23 protein-coding genes and 1 pseudogene are annotated in these 22,728 nt (G+C 68.1%); 17 read left to right on the forward strand and 7 right to left on the reverse strand.

Going from position 1 to position 22,728, the window contains the following annotated elements; genetic code table 11:
* Window positions 1–20: 20 nt before the first annotated feature.
* The 5 genes from StrepF001_RS10500 to StrepF001_RS10525 all read left to right on the forward strand — a co-directional run bounded on the left by StrepF001_RS10500 (window position 21) and on the right by StrepF001_RS10525 (window position 4,990).
* Entirely contained in the window at window positions 21–653 is a 633-nt protein-coding gene (locus tag StrepF001_RS10500; protein WP_129798023.1) for a bifunctional 4-hydroxy-2-oxoglutarate aldolase/2-dehydro-3-deoxy-phosphogluconate aldolase, read from the forward strand.
* Window positions 650–1,540, forward strand: a complete 891-nt coding sequence (locus tag StrepF001_RS10505) for an SMP-30/gluconolactonase/LRE family protein (protein ID WP_129798024.1) — start codon at window positions 650–652, stop codon at window positions 1,538–1,540. The genes StrepF001_RS10500 and StrepF001_RS10505 overlap by 4 nt, the downstream gene beginning before the upstream one ends.
* On the forward strand, window positions 1,537–2,538 hold the full coding sequence (locus tag StrepF001_RS10510; RefSeq protein ID WP_129798025.1) for a sugar kinase: 1,002 nt from the start codon (window positions 1,537–1,539) through the stop codon (window positions 2,536–2,538). Before StrepF001_RS10505 ends, StrepF001_RS10510 begins: the two co-directional genes overlap by 4 nt.
* Window positions 2,539–2,887: 349 nt before the next feature.
* The gene (locus tag StrepF001_RS10515; protein WP_129798026.1) at window positions 2,888–3,184 is read left to right on the forward strand and encodes a GYD domain-containing protein; all 297 of its coding nucleotides are present in this window, start codon (window positions 2,888–2,890) and stop codon (window positions 3,182–3,184) included.
* An 864-nt stretch (window positions 3,185–4,048) separates the two neighbouring features.
* Window positions 4,049–4,990 (forward strand): IS5 family transposase, encoded by a 942-nt coding sequence (locus StrepF001_RS10525; protein ID WP_206306808.1) that lies wholly within the window; start codon window positions 4,049–4,051, stop codon window positions 4,988–4,990.
* Here StrepF001_RS10525 and StrepF001_RS10530 read toward each other — a convergent pair.
* The 3 genes from StrepF001_RS10530 to StrepF001_RS10540 form a co-directional block, all read right to left on the reverse strand.
* Entirely contained in the window at window positions 4,962–5,474 is a 513-nt protein-coding gene (locus tag StrepF001_RS10530; RefSeq protein ID WP_240797366.1) for a hypothetical protein, read from the reverse strand. The two genes, StrepF001_RS10525 and StrepF001_RS10530, sit on opposite strands and share 29 nt — an antisense overlap.
* A gap of 75 nt (window positions 5,475–5,549) precedes the next feature.
* Complete coding sequence (locus StrepF001_RS10535; RefSeq protein ID WP_129798028.1) at window positions 5,550–6,095, reverse strand: hypothetical protein; 546 nt, start codon at window positions 6,093–6,095, stop codon at window positions 5,550–5,552.
* 614 nt (window positions 6,096–6,709) lie between these two features.
* Window positions 6,710–7,273 (reverse strand): hypothetical protein, encoded by a 564-nt coding sequence (locus StrepF001_RS10540; RefSeq protein ID WP_129798029.1) that lies wholly within the window; start codon window positions 7,271–7,273, stop codon window positions 6,710–6,712.
* Window positions 7,274–7,493: 220 nt separating this feature from the next.
* Between StrepF001_RS10540 and StrepF001_RS10545 the strand changes: the two are divergent.
* A pseudogene (locus StrepF001_RS10545) lies at window positions 7,494–8,775 on the forward strand (IS701 family transposase).
* A gap of 113 nt (window positions 8,776–8,888) precedes the next feature.
* Here the strand turns inward: StrepF001_RS10545 and StrepF001_RS10550 are convergent.
* Window positions 8,889–9,305, reverse strand: a complete 417-nt coding sequence (locus StrepF001_RS10550; protein WP_129798030.1) for a DUF6093 family protein — start codon at window positions 9,303–9,305, stop codon at window positions 8,889–8,891.
* Between the two features lie 393 nt (window positions 9,306–9,698).
* Here StrepF001_RS10550 and StrepF001_RS10555 point away from each other — a divergent pair, with 393 nt between their 5' ends.
* The 7 genes from StrepF001_RS10555 (at window position 9,699) to StrepF001_RS10590 (ending at window position 16,144) form a co-directional block, all read left to right on the forward strand.
* Window positions 9,699–10,448 (forward strand): transposase family protein, encoded by a 750-nt coding sequence (locus StrepF001_RS10555; protein WP_129798031.1) that lies wholly within the window; start codon window positions 9,699–9,701, stop codon window positions 10,446–10,448.
* 198 nt (window positions 10,449–10,646) lie between these two features.
* Complete coding sequence (locus StrepF001_RS10560) at window positions 10,647–11,201, forward strand: AAA family ATPase (RefSeq protein WP_129798032.1); 555 nt, start codon at window positions 10,647–10,649, stop codon at window positions 11,199–11,201.
* A 698-nt stretch (window positions 11,202–11,899) separates the two neighbouring features.
* Complete coding sequence (gene ltrA / locus StrepF001_RS10565; RefSeq protein ID WP_206306809.1) at window positions 11,900–13,219, forward strand: group II intron reverse transcriptase/maturase; 1,320 nt, start codon at window positions 11,900–11,902, stop codon at window positions 13,217–13,219.
* Window positions 13,220–13,571: 352 nt separating this feature from the next.
* On the forward strand, window positions 13,572–14,111 hold the full coding sequence (locus StrepF001_RS10575; RefSeq protein ID WP_129798035.1) for a winged helix-turn-helix domain-containing protein: 540 nt from the start codon (window positions 13,572–13,574) through the stop codon (window positions 14,109–14,111).
* Window positions 14,108–14,635 carry a transposase gene (locus StrepF001_RS10580; RefSeq protein ID WP_240797467.1) on the forward strand — a complete coding sequence of 176 codons (528 nt, stop codon included), beginning with the start codon at window positions 14,108–14,110 and terminating at the stop codon, window positions 14,633–14,635. The genes StrepF001_RS10575 and StrepF001_RS10580 overlap by 4 nt, the downstream gene beginning before the upstream one ends.
* Window positions 14,636–14,711: 76 nt before the next feature.
* Window positions 14,712–15,074 (forward strand): hypothetical protein, encoded by a 363-nt coding sequence (locus StrepF001_RS10585; protein WP_129798036.1) that lies wholly within the window; start codon window positions 14,712–14,714, stop codon window positions 15,072–15,074.
* Window positions 15,075–15,265: 191 nt separating this feature from the next.
* Window positions 15,266–16,144: a hypothetical protein gene (locus StrepF001_RS10590; RefSeq protein WP_129798037.1), complete on the forward strand. Its 879-nt coding sequence runs from the start codon at window positions 15,266–15,268 to the stop codon at window positions 16,142–16,144.
* Window positions 16,145–16,270: 126 nt separating this feature from the next.
* On the opposite strand, the gene StrepF001_RS10595 is transcribed toward StrepF001_RS10590, so the two are convergent.
* A complete protein-coding gene (locus StrepF001_RS10595; RefSeq protein WP_346656914.1) occupies window positions 16,271–16,495 on the reverse strand; it encodes a DUF397 domain-containing protein in 225 nt (74 codons plus the stop codon).
* Window positions 16,492–17,373, reverse strand: a complete 882-nt coding sequence (locus StrepF001_RS10600) for a helix-turn-helix transcriptional regulator (RefSeq protein ID WP_129798038.1) — start codon at window positions 17,371–17,373, stop codon at window positions 16,492–16,494. The genes StrepF001_RS10595 and StrepF001_RS10600 overlap by 4 nt, the downstream gene beginning before the upstream one ends.
* A gap of 217 nt (window positions 17,374–17,590) precedes the next feature.
* Here StrepF001_RS10600 and StrepF001_RS10605 point away from each other — a divergent pair, with 217 nt between their 5' ends.
* Both StrepF001_RS10605 and StrepF001_RS10610 read left to right on the forward strand, forming a co-directional pair.
* The gene (locus tag StrepF001_RS10605; RefSeq protein WP_129798039.1) at window positions 17,591–18,958 is read left to right on the forward strand and encodes a hypothetical protein; all 1,368 of its coding nucleotides are present in this window, start codon (window positions 17,591–17,593) and stop codon (window positions 18,956–18,958) included.
* Between the two features lie 19 nt (window positions 18,959–18,977).
* Window positions 18,978–19,712 carry a 2'-5' RNA ligase family protein gene (locus StrepF001_RS10610; RefSeq protein ID WP_129798040.1) on the forward strand — a complete coding sequence of 245 codons (735 nt, stop codon included), beginning with the start codon at window positions 18,978–18,980 and terminating at the stop codon, window positions 19,710–19,712.
* On the opposite strand, the gene StrepF001_RS10615 is transcribed toward StrepF001_RS10610, so the two are convergent.
* Window positions 19,639–20,082: an ATP-binding protein gene (locus StrepF001_RS10615; RefSeq protein WP_129798041.1), complete on the reverse strand. Its 444-nt coding sequence runs from the start codon at window positions 20,080–20,082 to the stop codon at window positions 19,639–19,641. The two genes, StrepF001_RS10610 and StrepF001_RS10615, sit on opposite strands and share 74 nt — an antisense overlap.
* Before the next feature lie 373 nt (window positions 20,083–20,455).
* Here StrepF001_RS10615 and StrepF001_RS10620 point away from each other — a divergent pair, with 373 nt between their 5' ends.
* Window positions 20,456–21,121: an HAD family hydrolase gene (locus StrepF001_RS10620; RefSeq protein WP_240797367.1), complete on the forward strand. Its 666-nt coding sequence runs from the start codon at window positions 20,456–20,458 to the stop codon at window positions 21,119–21,121.
* Window positions 21,118–22,719 (forward strand): hypothetical protein, encoded by a 1,602-nt coding sequence (locus StrepF001_RS10625; RefSeq protein WP_129798042.1) that lies wholly within the window; start codon window positions 21,118–21,120, stop codon window positions 22,717–22,719. Before StrepF001_RS10620 ends, StrepF001_RS10625 begins: the two co-directional genes overlap by 4 nt.
* Window positions 22,720–22,728: the final 9 nt, after the last annotated feature.

Here is a 22,728-nt window from a genome sequence, read left to right on the forward strand (position 1 = left end):
GTCCGACAAGGAGCTCGTCCATGAATCTTCGAGCGGCCCTGGCCGCCCACCGCCTGATCGCCATCGTGCGCGGTGACGACCCGGAGGGAGCGTTGCGCACCGTGCTGACCCTGGCCGACGAGGGCGTCGAGCTGATCGAGGTGTCGCTGAGCGGTAAGGACGCCCTGTCCGTCATCGAGCGGGCCCGCGAAGCACTCGGCCCCGACCGGCCCCTGGGCGCCGGTACCGTCCTGACCGCCGACGATGCTCGTGCCGCCCAGCGGGCCGGTGCGAACTTCGCCGTCACCCCTGCGCTCGGCGACGGCATCGGCGCGGCGCACGGGCTCGGCCTGCCGGTCCTGGCCGGGGTGATGACCCCGACCGAGATCCTGGCCGCACGCACATGGGGCGCCGCCGCACTGAAGATCTTCCCGGCTGCCCAAGCCGGAGGCCCCGCCTACCTGACGGCACTGCAGGGACCGTTCCCGCACGAGCCGTTCGTGCCGGTGGGCGGTGTCGACGCGGCGGCCGCCCGAGAGTATCTCGCTGCCGGAGCCATCGCCGTCGGAGTGGGCTCACCTCTGGTCGGCGACGCCGCGGACGGCGGCAGCCTGGCCGCACTGCGTGAACGCGCCCGTGTCTTCCGCACCGTCGTACAGGACGCCACGCCGTGACCGAAGCCGAAGCCGAAGCCCTCCGTCCCGACCGCCTCGAGCTCGGTGAGGGTATCCGCTGGACGGACCGCGGCATCGTCCTCGTGGACATCCTCGCCGGCCGTCTGCTCACCGCCGTCGGCGATCCCGCCGCCCCCCTGCAACAGCTGGCCCAACTGCCCGTCCCCTTGGGCGCGGTGGCCCCCGTGGTGGGTGCTCCGGGCACCTGGATCGCCGCTGCGGGCACCGGGATCTGCCTGCTCACTCCCGACGGGGCGCCACGGTGGCTGGCACAGCCCGAAGCGGACGCCGCACGGCCCATGCGCATGAACGACGCGACCGCCGATCCCTCCGGCCGCTTCTGGGCGGGCAGCATGTCCTACGACGCCCACGAGGGGGCCGGCTCCCTCTACCGGATCGACCACGACGGCACGGTGGCCCGCCTCCTCGACGGCATCACGGTCCCGAACGGGCCGGCGTTCACGGACGACGGCGCCACCATGTACCTGGCCGACAGCGCACGGGGAATCATCCGGCGCTACCCCGTGGACCCGGTCACCGCCGACCTCGGGGCACCGGAGGCGTTCGTCACCGTCGCGGACGGCAGCCCGGACGGCATGGTGGTGGACGTCGAAGGCGCTGTGTGGGTCGCGGTGTGGGGCACGGGGACCGTACGCCGGTATCTGCCGGACGGCCACCTCGACCGCACGCTGCACCTGCCCGCACGACAGCCCGCCGGCGTGTGCCTGCAGGAGGACCGCCTCCACATCACCACCGCCCGTGTGGGACTCGCCGCGCCCGGACCTCACGACGGAGCGATCTTCACCGCCCGGGTCGACGTACCAGGCCGGCCGACGGCCTCATATCGTCACCGCACGTCTGCTTCGTCTCCCTGGGAGGTGTCATGACGAACGTCTGGCGGCCTGCCGAAGGAGCGGTGGTCTGTATCGGCGAAACCATGGCCGCCCTGGCCCCCGCCCCGTCCGAGTCACTGGAGACCGCCGAAGACCTGAGGGTGTCGGTGGCCGGGGCGGAGTCGAACGTGGCGATGTACCTGGCGGACCTGGGCGTCCCCGTCTCCTGGCTCTCGGTGCTCGGCGACGACGCGTTGGGACGGCGAGTGCGCGCCGCAGTTGCCGCGGCGGGCGTCGACGTCAGTGGCGTACGCTGCGACCCCGAGCGACCCACGGGCCTGCTCGTGAAGGAGCCGGCCGGCGCCCGTACCCGCGTCCACTACTACCGCAGCAACTCGGCGGCCTCGGCCCTGGGCCCCGACGTACTGGACGACGACAGACTCGTCTCGGCCTCCGTCGTACATCTCACGGGCGTGACCCCGGCACTGTCCCCCTCCTGCCGCAGCCTGGTGACACAGGCACTCACCACTGCGCCGAGCGAACGTCCCTACGCCATCAGCTTCGACGTCAACCACCGCCCAGCGCTCTGGCCGTCCGGAACGGCCGCCGCCGCGCTGCGCGATCTGGCCGACCGCGCCGACATCACGTTCGTCGGACTCGACGAGGCACAGGAACTCTGGAACACCGGCCCCGAAGCGGCCGACGTACGCAACCTGTTGCCGCACCCGCGCCTCCTCGTCGTCAAGAACGGCGGCCACACGGCCACTGCCTTCAGCGACGAAGACACATGGACCGTGCCCGCACTACGCACGGACGTGGTGGAACCCGTCGGCGCGGGCGATGCCTTCGCCGCCGGATTCCTGGCCGGCCTGCTGCGAGACGGGGACATACCGCGCGCGCTGCGGCTCGGGCACATCACGGCCGCGTCGGCTCTCAAAGTGACCAGCGATCATGGCCGGTTGCCGGATCGGGACCGGATCCAGCGGCTCCTCGACCTTCCGGCGCAGGAATGGGAAACACAGGGTCCGTTTCTACTCGCCCCCAACTCGTGAGCGGCCATCAGGCTCAGGTGTTTCCTTCGGTGTCCGCAGCGATGTGTGGTCCGTGGGCCATCTGCCCCGCCCAGTCCGGATGCGGCCGGCAGGACGACCGCGACCACGGCGCCTGGCTGGGGGTGCCCCTCTGGGGGAGCATCGCCGCACGCGGCCTCACCCTCCGGGCAGATGGTGATCCGCGGATTCCACACCGGACACCACGCCTGACACGGGATCACTCAACTGATCAGAGACGCTGCGCCCCGTCCTCTCGTTCGGGCTCATTCGGGTGCGCATCGTGTGCATGTTTCGGATGTTATGCCCAGAATCAGCCTCATGGTGTGTTCCCTCATGGAGGTGAAAGGTTATGCCGACGTACGTCACGTTGCTGAACTGGACCGATCAAGGGATCCGGAACTACAAGGACACCGCGAAACGCGCCGAGGCCTTCGCATCGGCGGTACAGAAGCTCGGGGCGAAGCTCCTGAACATCTACTGGACCGTCGGCCCGTACGACCTCGTGGCCATCGTTGAGGCTCCCGACGACGAAACCGCCACCGCGGCGCTCCTGCAGCTCGGCGGGGTGGGCAACGTCCGCACAACGACCCTGCGGGCCTTTGGCCAAGAGGAGATGGATCGCATCATCGCCAAGACCGCTGGCTGAGGGCATGACAGACCTGGAGACCGAAGGATCGGGACATGATCGGTCCGGGGCCCTTTTCGCTGTGCCCCCGGCAGGATTCGAACCCGCGACACCCGCTTCGGGAGAAAGCCAAGATCGGTTTTGGGGCTGCTGGGGCGGGAGTGGGCTGAGCAGGAAGGAAGCCGGGCGCGTGGGTGCGCTGGGCTTCGATATGGGCTCTGACCTGCGCGGATCATGTCCCATCGAGTCCCGAACAGTCCCGGGCGCTCTCGAAGTGTCCCACGCACTACGTCCCCGTTGTGTCCCCGTCGGGTGGGGGGTGTCCCCGTGATGTCCCCCTCGCGTCCCCGGTGGGGCGGTGTAGATGCGGCGGGTGTCCTGCGGCGATTCGGGGCGCTGGCAGGTGCGCGGATCCCGTTCGGGTGAGCACCGCTCGACCTTCGCGGGTGGGTTCACTTTCCCGGTTGCTGCGGAGAACGTCGGTGTCTCCAACGTCGAGGGCGTCGGAGGCAAGGGTGGCCGTGAGGCGTGTCGCGGCACGGCGGTACGTGTCCGGTTGGCCCTTGTATTGCGTGAATTCCGTGCCGCGTTGATCCGGCCATTCTTTTGTGCCTGCTTGGCGCGCCGGTGGACCGGACTATCCGGGGCGCGGTTGACCTCTCGCAGTGAAGGTTGAGCATTCTCATCGAAGTTTGAGCGGTGTCACCTTCCCATTCTTCTTCCTGCACGCCTCTGGCCTCAGATGCCATCCGCTTACCGATCAACGGTGTTGGCTGGTCGAACGGGGGTCCTGATCGGGTGATCGCGGTGTGGTCGGCGCATGAAGGCAGGGCCTCGCGGTAGCTCGGGGTTGTCGAAGCCAACGAGCAGTCCCGGGAGGCCCTGTTGCCGCAGTCTTTCGCGCTCGCGTCCACGGAGTCCAACTCGCCGTCCCCGTCGTGTGACTGCCTCGCGCACAGGTTCGGCAACGCGGCGGACGGGCCGGACCGCGTCCCGTGTTACGGCTCCGACCTGACGGAGGCGGAGTGGCAGGTCGTCCGGCCGTTGCTGCCGGTGCCCGCCTGGCTTCAGGGGCGGGGCGGGCGGCCGGAGGGCTATTGCCACCGCGTGATGCTGGATGCGGTTCGCTATGTCGTCGACAACGGCGTCAAGTGGGCGAACCTGCCTGCGGATTTCCCGCCGTATCGGCGGGTGCATGCCTTCGCCCGCCGCTGGCAGGTGACGGGCCTGCTCACCGAACTGCACGACCGGCTGCGTGACCGTGTCCGGGAGAAGGAGGGCCGCACGGCGGACCCGAGTGCGGCGATCGTGGACTCGCAGTCACTGCGGGCGGCGGCGAACATCCCCCGCTCGACATCCGGCTGGGACGGCGGGAAGAAGGTGGGTGGCCGCAAGCGGCACCTGGTGGTCGACTGCCTCGGCCTGGTCCTGGTCGTGTTGGTGACTGCGGCGAACGTGCAGGACCGGGACGCCGCGGTGCCAGTGCTGGAACGGCTTCGCCGGCTGTACTTCTCCGTCCGGCTCGTCTGGGCGGACGGCGGCTATGCGGGCCGGCTCGTCGGCTGGGCGGCCGAGAAGTGCCGGCTCACCGTCGACATCGTCAAACGCGCCGACGACACGAGCGGGTTCGTGGTGCTGCCGCGCAGGTGGGTGGTGGAGAGAACGCTGAGCTGGCTGATGCGCTCGCGTCGCCTGGTGCGTGACTACGAGACGCTGCCCGCCATGCACGAGTCCATGGTGCTGTGGTCGATGACCATGCTCATGAGCGGGCGCCTGGCCGGACGCCGCCGAGGTGGCTTCAGCCGGCCGGCACCGCGAGCGGGGTGAACACCCCCGGCCGCACCTGCAGCGCCCATCCCCGCTCCACCAGGCGTTTCGCCTTCGACCGCAGTCCTTCGACCTTCGCCGGGACCACCTCCAGGCCCAGGGCCGCTGCCAGTTGCTGACAGCGCATGCCCTCCCGGCCCGCATCCGACTCCAGCACGGACATGATCCGCTGGTAGTCCGCAGGCAGGACCGACGCTGTCACACCCTCAGCCCGTCGCGGCACCACCGACCCCGCCACCGCATCCCGCACCGGCTCCACCACCGCGGAAGGCGGCACAGCCAGCACCTCGGCCACCGTCACACGGGCATCCGCAAGACGCTGAAGCACCGCTTCCGCCTCGCCGAGCGCGGCCTGAACTCGCTCGGCTTCCTCCCGCAACCGTGCGATCTCTTCCCGGACCTTCTTCTCACGGGCCTCCAGCAGACCGAGCACCGACGGCACCAGCCACCTCCACGAGCGAGACGAGCCAACGAACACGCTCATCTCTCCCGCCACCGACCGGAGTTCATGCCCGCCCACCCCGAACCAAAGGATCACGTTCGGAAAGCGGATGGCGTCTCACTCTGAGAGCTCGGCCCGCCAAGAGCGTGGCCACTGCCCGGACGGTGGCGGTGCACCGGCGATACCGAGGTCACGACGCGCGCTTTCGTAGAAGCCATCGCGCGCTGCGCTCGCCAGCTGATGGGCCTTGGTCCACTGCACCGGGTCGACCGTGCCTTCCCGCACCAGCAGCTCGATGGTCCAGATCGTCTCGTGCCAGCGGCGCGCCGCCGCGATGGTCCCGGCGTCCCCGACCAGCAGCACCGACTCCCACTGGGTCGCACGCTGTGATTCCGCCTCGGCCAACAGCGGCAACCCCTCGGCGGGTTCCAGAGGGTCGGCCACGTCCGCGAACCCGAGGGCTGCGCCGATCCGTTGGGCAACGCGGAGCTGGGCCTTGAGGGCGTTGGCGTAGCGGCCGTACGTCTCAAAGCGCTTGTCGTCCCAGCGCTCCTCACGCTCCCTCTTCCATTTACGGCGCTCGGTCAGGCTCTGCGCCGCGTACGACGCCACCGAGCCGACCATGACCCCTATCAGGGCAGGCAGTTGATCCAGCAGCGCCATTCATGTCCTCCGGCAAAGGCTTTGGCTACGGGCGTGCCCATCTCGGCAGCACGCGATCTGGGCCCTACCCATGAAGCCAGGTTGGCCCAACCCCGAACCCCGAAGTTGCCCAAGTCCTGGACGGCTGGTCCGGCTCTGACCAGCTCGCTCAACGTTCGATGCGGGAGGAGCCCGCCGCTCAGGGTTCGGTGAGAACGCTCAAGGTCCGTTGAGAGGGAACATCGGTCGGGCCGGGTGGTGTGGCGACCACGTGTCTGCTCCGTTCCGCCGTCGCAGCCACTCGGCCAGGAGCGTCGAGGGGCTTTCGAGCGGGCGAACCGGGCGCGGAGTTCCGTCACCTCGTCCAGGAGGAGGCCGGTCCAGGTGTGAGCCTCGGCGATGAATGGGCGTCTGCCTCGGTGCCGGCCAGGGCTTCGGCGTGCCCCTCGTGTGCGAGGTCGACGTAGGCGACGCGGTCGTCGTTGCTGTCGGCGATGAGGAAGCTGGTTGCGCCCTCCGCGACGCTGATCCTGATGACACCGCACGGGCCTGGGATGGTCTTGTCTCGCAGTGTGGTGATGGCAGCGAACTTTCTACTCAGCGTGATCGCCTCTGCTGCCTCGGCACCGGCAACATCAGTCCGAGGGGGTGCCCAGTGGATACCGCTGTTGGATGAGATCGCTCAGTCTTACTCGAACGGACTCCAGCATCTCGGCTGTTTCAGTCATGTGCCGGCCCAAGGCTGCGAACTCACCGTCTGCGGCACGGTTCTTTAGAACCTTCCTGATCTCGGCATGATGGTCCTCAACCCAGTTGGCGCGCGCTTCCACGGCACTGTCGAAGTCGCTGAGCAGGTCGGGACAGTAGATATGCATCAAGCTCCGCAGGGTGCGCCGGGCGGCTTGGCGACGCTTGGTACCACTCCACCTCTGCGCCACGGGTGCTGGAGGTGACATCAATGCTTCAATTTCACGTCGTGTGCGCTTAGCAACGGTTCGTCTGAAAGGCGTAGGCCCGCTGTAGAAGTTGCTAGATGGGCGTTGGGCTTTAGCTAAGTCGGGCTGCTCTGCTATTACCAATTCCACCACCTTGCTGGTGCTCTTCGCTGCTTCGCACCATTCGCGCAGAATTTCATGAAGTTCCATGAGCGCTTCATGCATGTTCGGCCAAGAAGGTGCGCCGGAGACTTGATCGGTCACGCTCCGCAGAACGCTGCTTCCGGCCTTCGCTACAGCTGTTGCTTCTGGGCCTACCACCATGAGGCACCCCCGCTTCCGTCGAAGAACAAAGGATGCCCAACCTCTTCATGGCGCACAAGGGTGCGCATGGGGTGTTTGCTGCCAAAGGGGCATCGATCAAGGCCTAATAGGACTCCGTTAGGTCTTCCGGTCGGGTCTGTTCGGGAGCATGTTGGGTTGGGTGGACGCACATGAAGTGAACCGGGTCCGGGCGACGTTGGCGTTGTACGTGGCGGATGTGTTCGCCTCGGTGCCGCGGAAGGACCAGCGGGCCAAGGGCGACTGCTACCTGCGGGGACTGATGCTGGACGGCCGCCGCAAGTCCATCCAGGCCATGGCCTCGCGGCTGCCGGACGGCAACGAGCAGAACCTGCAGCAGTTCGTGAACCAGTCGACCTGGGATCCGGTGCCGGTGCAGCGGCGCATCTGTGAGCGGATGCTGCCGCTGATCGACCCGACGGCCTGGGTGATCGACGATGTGTCGGTGCCCAAGGACGGCCGGATGTCGGTCGGGGTGGCGCCGCAGTACTGCGGGGCGTTGGGCAAGCGAGCCAACTGCCAGGTCGCGGTCAGCGTCCACGCCGCGAGCGATACCGCCTCCTGCCCGCTGCAGTGGCGCCTGTTCCTGCCCACGGAGTGGGCGTCGGACACCGGCCGCCGGACCGTCACCCGCGTCCCGCCCGAGGTCACGCACCGCGAGAAGTGGCGTCTGGCCCTGGACATGCTCGACACGCTGGCCGGCTGGGGCATGAGGCCGCCGGTCGTGGTGGCCGATGCCGCCTACGGCACCAACGCGCACTTGCGGACCGAACTGGCCGATCGTCAACTCGCCGACATACTCGCCGTGCGGGCGGATGTCACCGCCCATCCGTTCGACGCGAAGCCCGTGGCCCCGGACCGCAACGGGCCTGTCGGCTGCCGGCCTCAGCCCCGCTACCGGGATCCCGCACCGTCGGTGGCGGCTCTGGCCGCCGGCCTCGGACAGGAGGCCTTCACCACCCTCACCTGGCGGCAGGGCTCGCGAGGGGAGTTACATTCCCGCTTCGCTGCCGTGCGTGTCCGCCCTGCGGGCAAGGCCGTCGAGCGTCCGGTCAAAGCCGCTGCCTCAGCCGAGCAGGGCTGGTGGGACGGGGTCCTGCCGGACTGCCGGCTGCTGATCGAATGGCCCGAAGACGCCGAGGCTCCCACCGATTACTGGCTGTCCAACCTGCCGGCCGACACCCCGATCGCCGACCTGGTCCCTCTGGCCAAGGTCCGCCGGCGCATCGAACACGACTACCGCGAACTCAAGCACGGCCTGGGTCTGGACCACTTCGAAGGCCGTTCCTGGCCCGGCTGGCACCACCACGTCACCCTCGTGACCGCCGCCCACGCCTTCCTCACCGAACAGCGTCTCGCCCCAAAAGCCCCCGCACCGGTCTCACCCTCTACCAAGTCCCCCGGCACCCTCCAGGACGTCCTGAGGTGCTGGACCGGCATCTGCACCACCTGCCAACAGCCCCTGCCCAGCAGGACTCCCACGACACCAAGATCAAGACAGACCTAACGGAGTCCTATTAGCGGTGGATAGCGAGGGTCACTGTAGTGGTTCCAGCAGTATGACCCGTACTGCAGAGAACGTCCCGATAGCTACCTCTGCGATGCGGAATTTCCGTCCAGTCAATGCGGCATCTCGCATCGAACGAGAAACGAAGAGCATATCGTCAGGCATCGCTGACGGCGCGGACAGAGGGATCAGTGCCTGATAGGTGGTCGTAGCCGGGAGTGATGCGATTGCGCCGGACAGAGGTGGCACCGAGGCGAGTGGTCCCTGCCGGACGACTGCCCCGAGGCCCGACCAGGCCAGCAAGTGCTCGTCGCTGTTCTGTGTCAGCGTGCCTGTCACCTCGTTGAGGGTCCCTGACCCAGTAGATTTCGTGATCCGCCAAATCTGAAGTTCGTCGTCAAGTAGCTTTTCCACGGCCCGCCGGACGCCGGAGAGGTCAAGTGCCACGTGCCCACTCCACGAGCTGTCGCAGTACCGCCGCAGTACCTCCGCCTGGCACATTCTCAACGTCCAGCCGGGCAAGGGCAGCACGCTCGACCTCCAACGGGTCCAGCGGTTCCAGGAATTCGGCGACTGCGGTACCGGGCTCCGGGGGGATCCCGATTTGGACGCGCGCGAGGAGGTCCAGTTCCGTCGGCCACGCTTCGGTAGGGCGCAGGTGCAGTACAACGCGCGGCAGAGCGTGAATGGCTGAGTGGACGTCCACTGCAGCCACGTACTGACTGAGCCCTTTCAGGGTGGCCACCGATCGGGTGACGGGCTGCGGGTGCGAAACCGACAGGGCCCCGGTGCTGTTGAGGGAGGTGTTCGAAGTCTCAACTCATCAGCGCTGGAGCCCTGTTGGTTCCCCATCCTGCCGTACTCGACCTGCCGCACGCTCTCGTCGAGTGGCTCACGATGCTCATCGTCACCCGTGAGGGTGACCGCCGCTGCAAACTCCGTCCGTCCCAGCGTGCGCTGGTCGCTCTGGTCTACCTGCGCAAGCACGAGCCCCTGGCACAGATCGCCGAGGCCTTCCAGATCTCGGTCGGCACGGCCCACGCCTACACCTCGGCCGCCGTCAGCCTGCTCGCCGAGCGGGCACCGGGCCTGCTGAAGGCCCTGCGCGAGGCGGACCCGGACTACGTGCTGGTCGACGGCACGCTCGCCGAGTGCGACCGGGTCGGCGACAGCCGCAGCGACTACTCCGCCAAGCACCGCCGGCACGGAGTGAACCTGCAGCTGGTGAGCGACCCGGACGGACGACTGCTGTGGATCTCCCCGGCCCTGCCCGGACGCACCCACGACCTGACCGCCGCCCGCACCCACCGGATCATCCGGATCTGCGAGCGCCAGGGCGTTCCGATCCTGGCCGACTGCGCCTACATCGGGGCCGGTTCCTGGGTCACCACCCCACGACGGCGCCCTCCCGGAGGCGAGCTGACACCGACCCAGCAGACCGTCAACCGAGCGCTGTCGCGGACCAGGGCAGCCGTCGAGCGCGGCCCGGCCCGCCTGAAGACCTGGAAGATCTTCCGCAAGGCGCGATGCAGCCCGAATCGAATGACGTCAATCGCCAAGGCCGTCCTCACCCTGGAGCGTCAACGCTGAAAGGGCTCACTCACGTCCTCTCCATCGACGGCAACGGTGTACGAGCGCCCGTCGAAGGTGAGCTGGAAACGGTTCGGCGTGTTCATCGGCGGAGCCTAATACTTCAGCCGAAGACCATGATCTCGCTGGGGACCTCCAGCCGTGGGGCCGATCGATATCGGATCGCGTGAGACGGATGCGTACTGGCACGCTGCCTCTATGGATCACGCGGAAGTACTGCTCATCGGAGGGCGGGCCGGAGTCGGCAAGACGACGGTGGGGTGGGAGGTTTCGGCGTTGCTGCGGGCTGCCGCGGTCTCTCACGCGGTCATTGATGGTGACTTCATGGGGCAGGTACATCCGGCCCCGGAGGGAGATCCACACCGCAGTCAGATCACCGAGAGTAATCTGACTGCGGTGTGGGCGAACTTCGCCCGGCGCGGCTACCGCCGACTGATCTATACGAACACTCTGAGCGTGCTGCCTGAGGCGACCGGCATGTTCGAGCGCGCCATGGGGGCGGAGGTGCGGATCGTACGGGTCCTGCTCACCGCCTCCGATGCCACCGCCCGCGAGCGGCTGGTGCGCCGGGAACTCGGCTCGGAGCTGGATCAGGAACTGGAGGGCAGTGTTCGCAAGGCGCGGCTGCTGGACCAGCGGGCGCCTGCGGAGACCGTGCGGGTGGTGACGGATGGGCGGGCTGTTGTGGACATCGCGCGCGAGGTGGTGGCCGCCACCGGCTGGGCCGGGCAGCACTCCGCGAGCGGGCCGTGACCGTGCCAGCGGGCCCGTCAGGAGGTGGGGTCTTCCGCGTTAACCTCGCGCTTTCGCGCGCCCAGCAGACTGGAGGTCTTGATGTTGTAAGTGATCTTCGGTCGTAAGCTCGTTGTCGCCTGCCGGTGGAAGTCCGGTCCGGGTAGCTGCCAGGAGGCCCGGTAGCAGACTGGCGGCGTCGGGGGGAAACGCCCGGCGTCGAAACCCAGTGTCGAAAGCCCTGTGAAGGGGGAGCAAAGCAGCGGTCCGTAGCATCACGCGAAGCCTGCGGCGTCGTTAGAGGCCCGCCTCTCGGGGCGGGGACAGGGAGTGCCGAGCCCCCGAAATCAGGGCGAAGGCCATGGAAGCGGCGAAGATCCTGGAGATGCAGCCGTGAAGGACTCCCCGGCGTATGGGGCATGGAACGTTGCGACGGTGACAGCGGGAACTGGGGAGGCCCTCCCCGGCCCGGCGGCCTGCGGACAGCTGCCGCCGGAAGTTGCGCGTCCTATAACCGGGTGCACCCCGGGAAGTGGGCGCGAGCCGGGTGGGCGTCGGAGGCGGCCGTAGTACCGCGATGAGCCAGGGGACAACACAACCCCCGGCCAGGGAAGGGCCGCTGCTTCGTCGATGCGCAGTCTGTCTGGAGGGACTTGGTGAGTGCCGTTACGGCTAGCTCCGCCACGTCGGGATCCCTGAAGCTGGATCCGGTCCGAGCTTTGCAGCATGCGCTCTACCGGGCGGCCAAGGCCGATCCCGGACGGCGGTTCCACGCGCTGAGGGACAAGGTCCACCGCAGGGACGTCCTGCGGCGCGCGTGGGCAACGGTGCGTCGGAACAACGGCGCTCCGGGCATTGACGCCACCACTCTCACGCAGGTTGAGGAGTACGGCATCGACCGGCTCCTTGACGAATTGGCCGTGGAACTCAAGGAAGGCCGCTGGCGGCCGCTGCCCGCGCGCCGGGTATTCATCCCGAAACCCGGCACGACCGCGGAGCAGAGACCGCTGTCGATTCCTTCAGTCCGTGACCGGATCGTGCAGGCCGCACTGAAGATCGTGCTCGAGCCGGTCTTCGAGGCCGACATGCTCCCGTGCTCGTTCGGGTTCAGACCCAGGCGCGGGGCGCACGATGCCCTCCAAGTCTTGATCGACGAGGCATGGCGGGGCAGGCGCTGGGTGGTGGAGACGGACATCGCCAACTGTTTCGAGGCGATTCCGCATGAGAAGTTGATGCAGGCGGTCGAGGAACGCGTCTGCGACCGGTCGGTCCTCAAACTCCTGCGCGCGATGCTGCGTGCCGGAGTGATGGAGGACGGGCAGGTCCGTCGGCCGGTGACTGGGACCCCGCAAGGCGGTGTGGTTTCACCGTTGATGGCGAACGTCTATCTGCACCGGCTGGACCGGGCATGGGACGCACGTCGGCATGGGGTCCTGGTCCGTTATGCCGACGATGCCGTGGTGATGTGCACTACCCGCGAGCAGGCCGAAGCCGCCCTTGGGCAGCTGAAGGTCCTGCTGGCCGAACTCGGTCTGGAGCCGAAGGCGGCCAAGACCAGGATCGTGCACCTGCAGGTCGGAGGCGGGGGAGTGGACTTCCTCGGTTTCCATCACCGGTGGGTCACGTCCCGGCCTCGCGGCGGGCGGCGTCCGATCGCCTTCCTTGCCCGCTGGCCCTCGGACAGGGCGGTGAAGCATGCTCGTGACCGGATCCGTGAACTCACGGAGCGGCGCAGGATGTTGCGGCCGGTCAAAGTGATCGTGGAGGACGTGAACGCGTTCCTACGCGGGTGGGCCGCGTATTTCCGGTTCGGAAACTCGGCTCATCGCTTTGACCAGATCAGCTCGTATGCGCGGATGCGGATCGGCGGGTTCATCGCCAAGAAGCACCGGCGCAGCCGGGAGTTCGGCTGGTCGGTGGTCGCTTACGCGGCCTCCGACTCGTTGGGGCTGGTCGCCCTGCACGGGACCGTCGTCGCCCCCAGACCCTTCCGGGACTGGCGGGGCAGGCCGAATGCCGGCGGTGAACGGCGTCGGTGAGCCGTGTGCGGGAGAACCGCACGCACGGTTCGATGCGGCGGGGGCTGGAAACGGAGCGGACGTACTCCGCCACCGCGCCAGCCCCCGACCCTACGCGAGGTGGGCTGTGCGACTGTGATCGCTCAGGCAGCATGACGCTGACGTACGGCTCCGCCTCGTCGAAGGCCACATCAACCGGGTTAGGAGACGGTCAAGCGGCAGATGTACGGCCGCGGATCCTTCCAACTACTCCGCGTCCTGCTGCGCTCCTGCCCGCCTGCCGTCTCTCGATCTCCCCAACTACTGAACTTGATTGGGTGATGTCGGCGCCGTTCGCCTGACGGCGGCCGCTCAGCTCGGGTAGCTCTGGACCGTGAGATACGCGCAGGGCGGCGGGTTGACCGACGCTGGGAGGGCCGCGCGGGAGCGGATCCGGCTGCAGGCCGTTGAACGCTTCGAACGCCGGGAGAAGAACCGGGAGATCGCTGCCGCGCTGCGAGTCAGCGAGCGGTCGGTGCAGCGGTGGTGCCGCCAGTGGCGAGAGCGCGGCGAGGCTGGAGTCCTGTCGAAGGGCTCACCCGGGCGGCCGAGGCTCAGTGAGAAGCAGGTCGCCAAGCTGGAGCGGGAGTTGGAGCGCGGCCCCCTGGTCCACGGCTGGGTCGACCAGCGGTGGACCCTGGCCCGTGTGAAGACGCTGATCGGCTGGCTGTTCCATGTGAGCTACACAGTCGAGGGGACATGGCGGTTGCTGAAACGGCACGGCTGGTCGTGGCAGCAACCGGCCCGCCGCGCGATCGAGCGTGACGACGATGCGGTGGACCTGTGGAAGAAGGAGGTCTGGCCGCGGGTAAGAGCATCGCGGCGGCCTGCGACGGATGGATCGTCTTCGAGGACGAGGCCGGTCAGTCGCTGACGCCGCCGCGAGCCAGGTCCTGGGGCCGCCGGGGCTGCACCCCGGTGGTCCGCGTGCGCGGCCGGGGCTCGGGCCGGGTATCGACGGCAGGCATGACCTGCTACAAGCCCGGCGAGCGGTCCCGGCTCTTCTACTCCGTCCGCGAGTACACCGGACGCAAGGACCAGCCCAAGGGCTTCGGCTGGCGCGACTTCCGTGACCTGCTGATCCGCGCCCGCATCCAGCTCGGCGGCCCGATCGTCCTGATCTGGGACAATGTCCGCCTGCACCTGACCAAGTCCTTACGGGCGTTCATCGAAGCGAACGCGGACTGGCTCACGGTCTTCCAGTTGCCCACCTACGCACCCGCCCTGAACCCGCAAGAAGGCATTTGGTCGCTGGTCAAGCGCGACATCGGTAACCTCGCCGCAGCCGACCTCAGCCAGATCACCCGTGCCGTGAAGCGCAAGCTCAAGATGCTGCAGTACCGACCGGAGGTCATCAACGGCTGCCTCGCCGGCACCGGCCTCGTGCTGGAAGCGTGAACACAATGGCTGGCCGATCGGCGATGGGGCCTGCACGGTCGGAGTCTAAAGTCGCTGGTCAGATACGGTGAACGGGATGAACGAGAGCCTGCCTGCCGACGTAGCCGACGTGCTTGCGGCAGTCCTGAACGGGGACACCTCGGTTCATATCGCGCTTCGAAGGCAGGTTCCGCACCTCAGCGTGCGAGCACGCTGCACATGCGGGTGCGGCACCGCCTACTTCGAGCTTGACACCAGCAAGGTGGAACCTGCACCCTCCGGCCCCAGCACGGTAGTGGCGGCCGAAGCGCAGCTCGTCACCGAAGCCGGTGAGTGTCCCGGTGAGATCCTGGTCTTCACCCAGGGCGGCTACCTCTCGTGGCTGGAAGTCTGTTCATGGAGCGACGACATCGAAGTGACACTGGCCGCCGCGCGTCACTGGTTGCAGACACGCTCTTGATCCCGAACGACCAGCGCCCAGCGGGCTCCGCGACACCGCCGACATCACGAATTCAAGTTCAGTAGCGAAGGGCGGCGCCACGTTCGGGTATTTCCCGACATCATGACTTCGGTCAGACTTGCTGCATGTTGGCCACACTATTGCCAGGAGTACGGGAGATTCGCACTCCTCTCACTGTGGGGTATACGTGGTTGATCGTGCTGTGGCTTGCTGTCGGCTATCGCGTGCCTGAGCCAGACAGTGCGCACGGGGTCCTGGCTGATGTGTACCGGCTGGCACACGCCGCGGGGCTCATCGCGGTGGGAATCGCTGTCAGCGTGGCCGCTTACATCCTCGGTGTGATCGCCACCCGGCTCGGCCTGAGCGCAACATACGCGGTCGGGGCCGCCCTGCGCCGCACCGCGATCGCCCCCATCACTCCTGGCCATCAGCGAGAGGTCCAAGCCAACAAGGCACTCGTCTACGTTGCTGTCAGCCGACTCGCGGAGCGGTTCAGCCATGATGCTGCGTTCCGCAGCCAACTCCTTGACCAGCTGATGGCCGATCCCCCTGCCGATCTACCGGATCGGGCAAAGGCCGAGTGGGAGCACCTCGCGCTCGCCCACCGGTGGACCCGCCACTGGGTTGTCCGCCGGGTCGTCGATGCCGAGACGCTGGCCGATCAATTGAAGGCGGACAGCTACAACATCATCCTGCGCCTGCGCGGCTCGTCGGACCCCCTCGCGCTGGAGCACAACCGGCTCGACTCCGAAGCCGACTTCCGTATCGCGATGTTCGCTCCTCTGGCCGCGGCTTGCGTCGTCCTAGCGATCCGCTGGAGCCCATGGTGTCTGCTGGCTCTGCCGTTCCTGATCACCTTGATCTATGTCGGTGTGGCGGCGCGTACGGAAGCGGAGCAAGGTATCGCAGCGGCGCTAGCAGCCGGCCAGGTGAACGATCCATCCCTGGCACGGTTGGACACGATTCCTATACCGCTACGGGCTGGTGGTAGCACTGTGATCGCCAGCGACAGCGCCGCCGATACACCTGACCAGGGTGATCCTGATGACACTCTGGCAACGCCAGGGTAGGAAGAACGGCATCCCTCAGCCCGGGAGCTGTCCTCCCATCTGCTCCTCCGACCCTGTCGGTTGATCGAAGGCACCATCAGGAGGCGCAGTGGCTGAGCAGTGCCTCGAGTTGAGTGCAGCTGGTCCTCAGACCCTCCCGGACACGATCCCACCCACCAACTCCCGCACCGCTCCCGGCGAAAAGACCAGCGGCCCAAGTTCCACGTCCTTGGAGTCGCGCACCGCGACGTGTTCCCCCAGCTCCGCGATCTCCACGCAGTCGTTCGCACCCCCGCTGTACGAACTCTTCCGCCATCGCGCCTGTGCGAGGAGGGCGTTGTACGACGGAACGGTCATGCGCGGCGTGCTCACGCTTCGAGCTCCTTGCTGATCTGTGTGATTCGGGTGCGCGTCTCCGACGGGCCAAGAGCGCATGCCCTCAACTGGTCGAAGATTTCCGTGTAGTTCTCCACGTCCTCGGCGGACTCGAGGTATACGGAGTTCTTGGGGTTCTCCAGCCACACCAGGTTCGGTGTGGGGTCGGGGAAGGCCAGGATGACGAACGGACCGTACAGGCCGGGATGCGCACCGAGCGAGAACGGCAGCAGCTGCACGGTGATGTTCGGCTGTTTGCTCGCCTCCACCAGCTTGCGCATCTGCTCCCGCATCACCTCGGCCGATCCGACCGATCTGCGCAGCACGGCCTCGTCGAGGATCGCCCAGAGTTTGGCGGGCTGCTCGCCGCCCAGGCGGCTGTTCTGCCGCTCCAGGCGGACCTTGACCAGGGACTCGACCTGCTGCGGGGGCAGCTCCATCCTCATCTGGGAGATGACGGCGCGCGCGTAGTCCTCGGTCTGGAGGAGGCCGGGTACGAGCATCGGCTGGTAGTTGGCGAGGTACGTCGCGCCGGCCTCCAGGGCGAGATAGCCGTCGTAGCGGGTCGCGGTCAGCACCGTCGAGTACTTCCGCCACCAGGGCTTCTGCTGCTCCTTGTCCGCCCGAACGAGGTCGAGCACGTCGGCCCGCAGGGCCTCGTCCTCGACGTCGTACAGGTCCAGGAGCGCCCGCACGAGGACTGGGGTTGTGCCACGCTCCCCGTTCTCGATGCGGCTCAGTGACCCCTGATTGACCTCGAGCTGCTCGGCGACTTCGGTGAGGGTGAGCCCGGTCGCGTCCCGCAACTCCTTGAGGCGAGTGGCGAGTTGTCGGCGGTACACGGACTGCGGTACCAGACTCCTCTTCACGGCCATGCCGGAAGTCTCTCGGTACAGCCACCGCTCCTACAACCCAAACGAGTCAACTTCACTGGACATATTGCCTAGTTCATCGTGACGTCGGCATGCTGTCTGGCATCACGGCCCGCGCTCTCACGGCGCGTGCCGCAGCCGACCGACGGGCGTCACGCCCTCCCCGCCATCGGCGTGCTCCTCCACGTCGGCCCCGCTCGCCGCACCAGGAGGGTGTGCCATGCCTCGGACGACGTTGTTCCGCCAGCTGCTCCAGCGGCGGCACCTCACGACGTACGAAGCCTTCTCGGCGCGGTTCGAGCGGGCCGCCGCCAGACTGGCCGAGCTCGACGGGGATCCCCGTCTGGCGTCGCTGAGGGTCTCTCCGCGCCAGTTCGACCGCTGGTACGGCGGGGAGTTACAGACCCTGCCCCGCCCGGACGCCTGCCGAGTGCTGGAGCACATGCTGGGCAGACCCGTGTTCGAGCTCTTCTCCGTGGCGGACGACAACGGCCGCGAGCCCGACCGCGATGTGCGGAGCGGTAGCACGGCGTCGCGTGCACCCGGGTTCCAATCCCACAAGCCGCAGGGCATTCCGCTGCGCGCAGACGACGAGAACCCCCTTGACATCGTCTCCCGCGCTCGGCAGCTCACCGCCGACAACGCCGACGAGGCGACCCTTGCGTTCCTCAGCTCGTCCCTGGAGGGGGTCACCGCACGATACGAAGTCGATGGGCCCTGTGCCCTCCGCCCCCAGACCCGCCACCTGCGACAGCTCGCCCACACCCTGCTCGACGGCCGCCAGCCACCTCGTGCACGCCGGGAACTGTTCCGCCTTGCAGCCCGAGCCTCCGGCCTGCTCGGATACATGGCCGTCAACATGGGCGACTTCACACTCGCTGAGGCGTACTGCACAGAGGCCCGCGAGCTCAGTCGCGCGATCGACGACATGGAAACCGAACTCTGGGCCGGCGGTACGCTCTCGCTCAGCTTCTACTACGCCGGGCGTTACTCCGAGGCCGATGCCTGCGCCGCCTCAGCCCTGGATCTTGCACCGCGCAGTGCTCAGTCCATCCGACTCCTGGCAAACGGCCGTGCTCGAGCACTCGGGAAGCTGGGACAGCGGCAGGCGGCGGCCCGTGCCGTTGGCCAGGCGCTGGAGCTGTCGGAGCTCCACGACGTTCCGGCCGACATCACGCCCTGCATCTCCTTCGAGCCGTACGGGCACGCCAGGACCCTGGCAAACGCCGTCACTGCCCACGTGTCACTCGGCAATGTCGACCAGGTGCTGAGCGACGCCCAGCAGATCGACGATCTCGTCGAGCACTCCGACTCGGCCTGGAGCCGTGCGCTGGTACGGCTCGACGTGTCCGCGGCGCTGCTGCAGCAGCCGTCGCCGGATCTCGACCATGCGATGTCCCTGGGCAGGGAGGCCCTCGTGCTGTGCGGTGACACGCCGATCAGGTCGGTTTGGCAGCGCGCTCGTGACCTGTACGAGCAGGCCATGCCGTGGCGGGAGCAGCCGAGCGTAGGCGAATATGGCGAGGAGCTCCGGGCCTGGAGCTCCCAGCCAGCAGCCCTGGCCATGTCGCACTCCAGGGCAGTGTGATGCCGAAGGAGCGCGCCGCGTGCCCCTGCTCAGCGCCGATCCCGCCGCGTTTCCCGCCGAGCCTCCGGTGGATCTGGACGACCTCGCGTGTATCGCGGCGCACGACTGGGCCGCCTTCAGCGCGCTGCCGGAGATGACCGACCACTGGTCGCGGCCCGGCTGGTTCGACGGTGCCAGGGCGTACTACTGGATGCTGACGTTTCCTGACGCATCGGCGCTCACCGATCTCGCATTGCGCTGTCAGGAAGTGCTGACCCCACTCGGGCTCGACCTGGTCCCCGAGGACGGGCTGCACATCACGCTCGCTCGCGTCGGCGGACGCGATGTCGTCACCCGCGGGCGGCTGGACGTGCTCGCCCGAACCGCGGCGCGACTTCTACCCGGTGCCTTCACCCTGCGGGCCGTGCCGCTGGCCGGTTCCCGAGGTGCCGTGCGTTTCTCCGTCGGCCCGTGGAGGCCACTCGTACGACTCCACGCCGCGCTGCTGCAGGCCGGGCGTGCCGAGGGACTCACGCCTCCGAAGCCGACAGCGCACTTCCGGCCACATCTCAGCGTCGCCTACAACAATCGACGGCGCGACGCCCGCCCGGTGGTGGACGCCGTCGCCTCCCTGCGCTCCCTGCCCGCCGTCGATGTCGAAGTCGCTGACGTGCAGCTCGTGGAACTGCGCCGCGACGGGGTCACGTACCGGTGGGACGTCCTGGAGAGCCTTCCGCTGACAGCTCCGGATTTCGTGGGGCAGGTACGGCAGTAGCCCCGTCCATCAGATCGATCTCGGCTGCTACGGCCTTGCCTTCCGAGGTGGGCCAGACCAGCCATCTGGTGGTGAGGGCGGCGACGAGAAGGAGACCTCGGCCATCCTCCTTCGGATCGAGAGACGAAGTATCGGATGGCACGCTCGGGCGAACAGCGCCGACGTCCTGGTCGCCGTCATGGACCCAGAGCACCGCGGTGTCCTCGTAGACGTCCATAGCCATGCCGGTGGGCCCGCTTCTCGTATGCCGCAGCGCATTGGTGACCAACTCGGTGGCGACGATCGCCGTGTCGTCCACGCGTGAGCCGACGGCGCGTCTGTCCAGGGCGTCGCGCACCTGCTCGCGGATGAGTACCAGCGGCTCCTCCACGTTCCGCAGATTCACCCAGCGGTGATGGACGCGCTCGTCCGCGAAGTCGTGCCTTGTGACATGGCCGGTCTGTGAGTGGAACACCCTGTGCCTCATTCCCGGTAGCTGCCGACGGGCTTCACCAGGGTCCGGACACATGAAGTGCATCGGTACGACGGGGACACGCCGTCTGCCAGGTGCGCAGTGGCGGAGAAACGGCGGATGGACGGCGTATCGCCGCGTCGTTCACGCGGCGATCGTCTTCGTGGGCCGTTTCCGTAGGCGGTTCGCTCCGCACCTCAGCGAGGCGGCCCGCACCCGTGCCGGCTGACAGTCGCCTGCTCCCCGGCCGGCACGGGCCAACTGCCACCGATTTGCACACAGGAGGTCACTCGTGCTCAGCAACCCCCCGCCCGCGGGGAGCGAGCCCGCTCCCGGGCTGATGCTCTTCGACCTGGACGGCGTCCTGGTCAACTCCCTTCCTGTGATGCGGGCGGCCTGGGAGGCCGTGAGCACTCAGTTGGAGGTTCGGGTCCCCTTCGAGGCGTATGTCGAGCACCTCGGCAGGCCCTTCGACGAGATCCTGACGCTCCTCGGGCTGGGGGATACCGAGGGATTCGCCCAGGCATACCAGACCGCGGCCGTCCGCTTCTCCCACCTCGCGCGTCCGTTCCCCGGCGTCGAGCAGGCTCTGCGAGACATCGTCGCGGCGGGTTGCCGACTCGGGGTCGTGACGTCCAAATCCGTTACCCGGGCACGGCCGATGGTGGACGCCCTCGGCACTCCGTTCGCTGTCCTCCGTACCCCGGACCAGGGACGCGGTAAGCCATCCCCCGACTCGTTGCTGCTGGCGCTCGTCGAATGCGGGACCGACCCCGCCGACGCGCTGTACGTCGGCGACATGGCCGTCGACCAAGAGGCCGCGCAGCGGGCCGGGCTGCGGTACGCGCACGCCGCCTGGGGATACGGCGCGCTCACGGAGCCCCTGCCGCTCATCCTCCAGGAGCCCGCCCAGCTGGTCGACCTGGTCCGCGAGCGCCTCGCGAAGGGCTCGGTATGAGTACGAACGCCCTGGAGCGCGAGGTCGACGTGCTGATGGCCGCCTTGGAGGCCGCGTACGGAGACGGGGCCGTCACCCCTGGCGGGGTCGGCTGGCTTCGGGTGCACCACGTCCCGGTTCGCCGGCTGGTCATGCGCCTGGTGAGGCGCCTGCTGGCGATGCACGAGCCCGCGTCGGCCGTGGACGGGCAGCAACCCCTTGTCGTCGCCCACGACAGTGCGGCGATCGGCTACGTCTCGTACGACGTGACCGACGCCGGTGTCGCGTACGTGCTGGGGTTGCAGAGCGGAGAACGGCAGGACGAACTCAACAGCACCCAACCCGAGGGCGTGCGGCCGCCTTCCGGCATGCCCAGCACGCCGGTGTGCGCCATCTCGTGGTCGTCCCGCCACGCGGCGACCCTGCTGCCGGTGCTTGTCGAGCTGGCCGGCCGAGGCATCGCCACCACGGTCGTGGACGCGTCCACCGAGGTGGCACAGCGGTTTCCCGAGCCGCGTATGCCGGGGATCACGGTCGTACGGCTTCCAGGCTCGGTCTTTGCCCACAGCGGAGGACCGCCGTTCCGGCAGCAGGACGCGCTTTCGGAGGGACCGACCGCGCCTGTCGGCCGGCATGAGATCTCGCTCGGCCGCCTGGCTCACCTCGTCTCGCAGGTCCTCGTACGCAGCGCCGACTGCACCCAGCCGTCGTGGGCGTCCGCGCTCGTGGCCGAGCGTTGGCTGCACGCCGCCCTCGCGGCGCTCCGTCCTGACGTGCTGTTGTGCAGCAACGACACCAGCCCCCTCGGCGTCCTGGCCGTCAACGCGGCCGAACGCGTGGGAGCGAACACCGTCTACGTCCAACACGGCGCCTGGGTCGACGGACAGGTCACTTGGCGGGCGCAGCACTGCCGCCACATCGCCGTCATGGGCTCTCGTGACGTGCTCACCGCGCACACCTGGACCCGGCGCGCCGACGCCCGCACGCACATCGTCGGCCAGCCCCGCTTCGACGCACTTGCGAGCGCTGACTCCTCCCAGCAACGCGCTTACCTGAGCAGCCTGTTGTCCAGACAGGCTCACGTTGAGCCGCCGAGGATTGCCGTCTGGGCCTGCCAGCCCTTCAGCGAGCAGCGTTTGACCGGCCAGTTCGACGTGATTGCGGAAGGGCTGCGGAACACGGCCCACCGCTGGGGTCTGGTAGTGGCTCCGCACCCCGCACAGGGGCCATCCGCCTTCACGGCGCTCCACGACTCGGTCAAGGACGTCACGGTGGCTGTGGCCGCGCCGGAGGTGGGCGCCCGTGGCTGTCTTGCCGGGGCGGACGCCCTGATCAGTGCCTCGTCCACCTGTGGCATCGAGGCACTTCTCCTCGACGTACCCGTGCTGGAACTTGCCCTGCCCGCGACCCGCACGCTCCGACTCGCCGACCACGGGGCCGCTCAGCGCTGCGAGTCCGACGTCGAGATCACCGTCGCTCTTGCACGCATCGACCGGACCCCGGACGCCGTCCGGGTCCCCGCGGCGGCCAAGGACTCCATCTGCCGCTGGCACGGCCGCAGTGCCGCGGCCGTCGCCGACATCGTCGTCAAGGCCATGACCGAGAACACGACCTCGTGACGCTGCCAC

It is taken from the genome of Streptomyces sp. F001, from assembly GCF_004187715.1.
In the GTDB taxonomy this organism is placed as follows: Bacteria; Actinomycetota; Actinomycetes; order Streptomycetales; family Streptomycetaceae; genus Streptomyces; species Streptomyces flavusporus.

Coding starts and splice junctions, on each gene's coding strand:
- StrepF001_RS10510 (WP_129798025.1), top strand. CDS start 1,537: ATGACGAACGTCTGGCGGCCTGCCGAAGGAGCGGTGGTCTGTATCGGC.
- StrepF001_RS10515 (WP_129798026.1), top strand. CDS start 2,888: ATGCCGACGTACGTCACGTTGCTGAACTGGACCGATCAAGGGATCCGG.
- StrepF001_RS10625 (WP_129798042.1), top strand. CDS start 21,118: ATGAGTACGAACGCCCTGGAGCGCGAGGTCGACGTGCTGATGGCCGCC.
- StrepF001_RS10605 (WP_129798039.1), top strand. CDS start 17,591: ATGCCTCGGACGACGTTGTTCCGCCAGCTGCTCCAGCGGCGGCACCTC.
- StrepF001_RS10560 (WP_129798032.1), top strand. CDS start 10,647: ATGGATCACGCGGAAGTACTGCTCATCGGAGGGCGGGCCGGAGTCGGC.
- StrepF001_RS10530 (WP_240797366.1), bottom strand. CDS start 5,474: ATGAGCGTGTTCGTTGGCTCGTCTCGCTCGTGGAGGTGGCTGGTGCCG.
- StrepF001_RS10500 (WP_129798023.1), top strand. CDS start 21: ATGAATCTTCGAGCGGCCCTGGCCGCCCACCGCCTGATCGCCATCGTG.
- StrepF001_RS10600 (WP_129798038.1), bottom strand. CDS start 17,373: ATGGCCGTGAAGAGGAGTCTGGTACCGCAGTCCGTGTACCGCCGACAA.
- StrepF001_RS10535 (WP_129798028.1), bottom strand. CDS start 6,095: ATGGCGCTGCTGGATCAACTGCCTGCCCTGATAGGGGTCATGGTCGGC.
- StrepF001_RS10585 (WP_129798036.1), top strand. CDS start 14,712: ATGAACGAGAGCCTGCCTGCCGACGTAGCCGACGTGCTTGCGGCAGTC.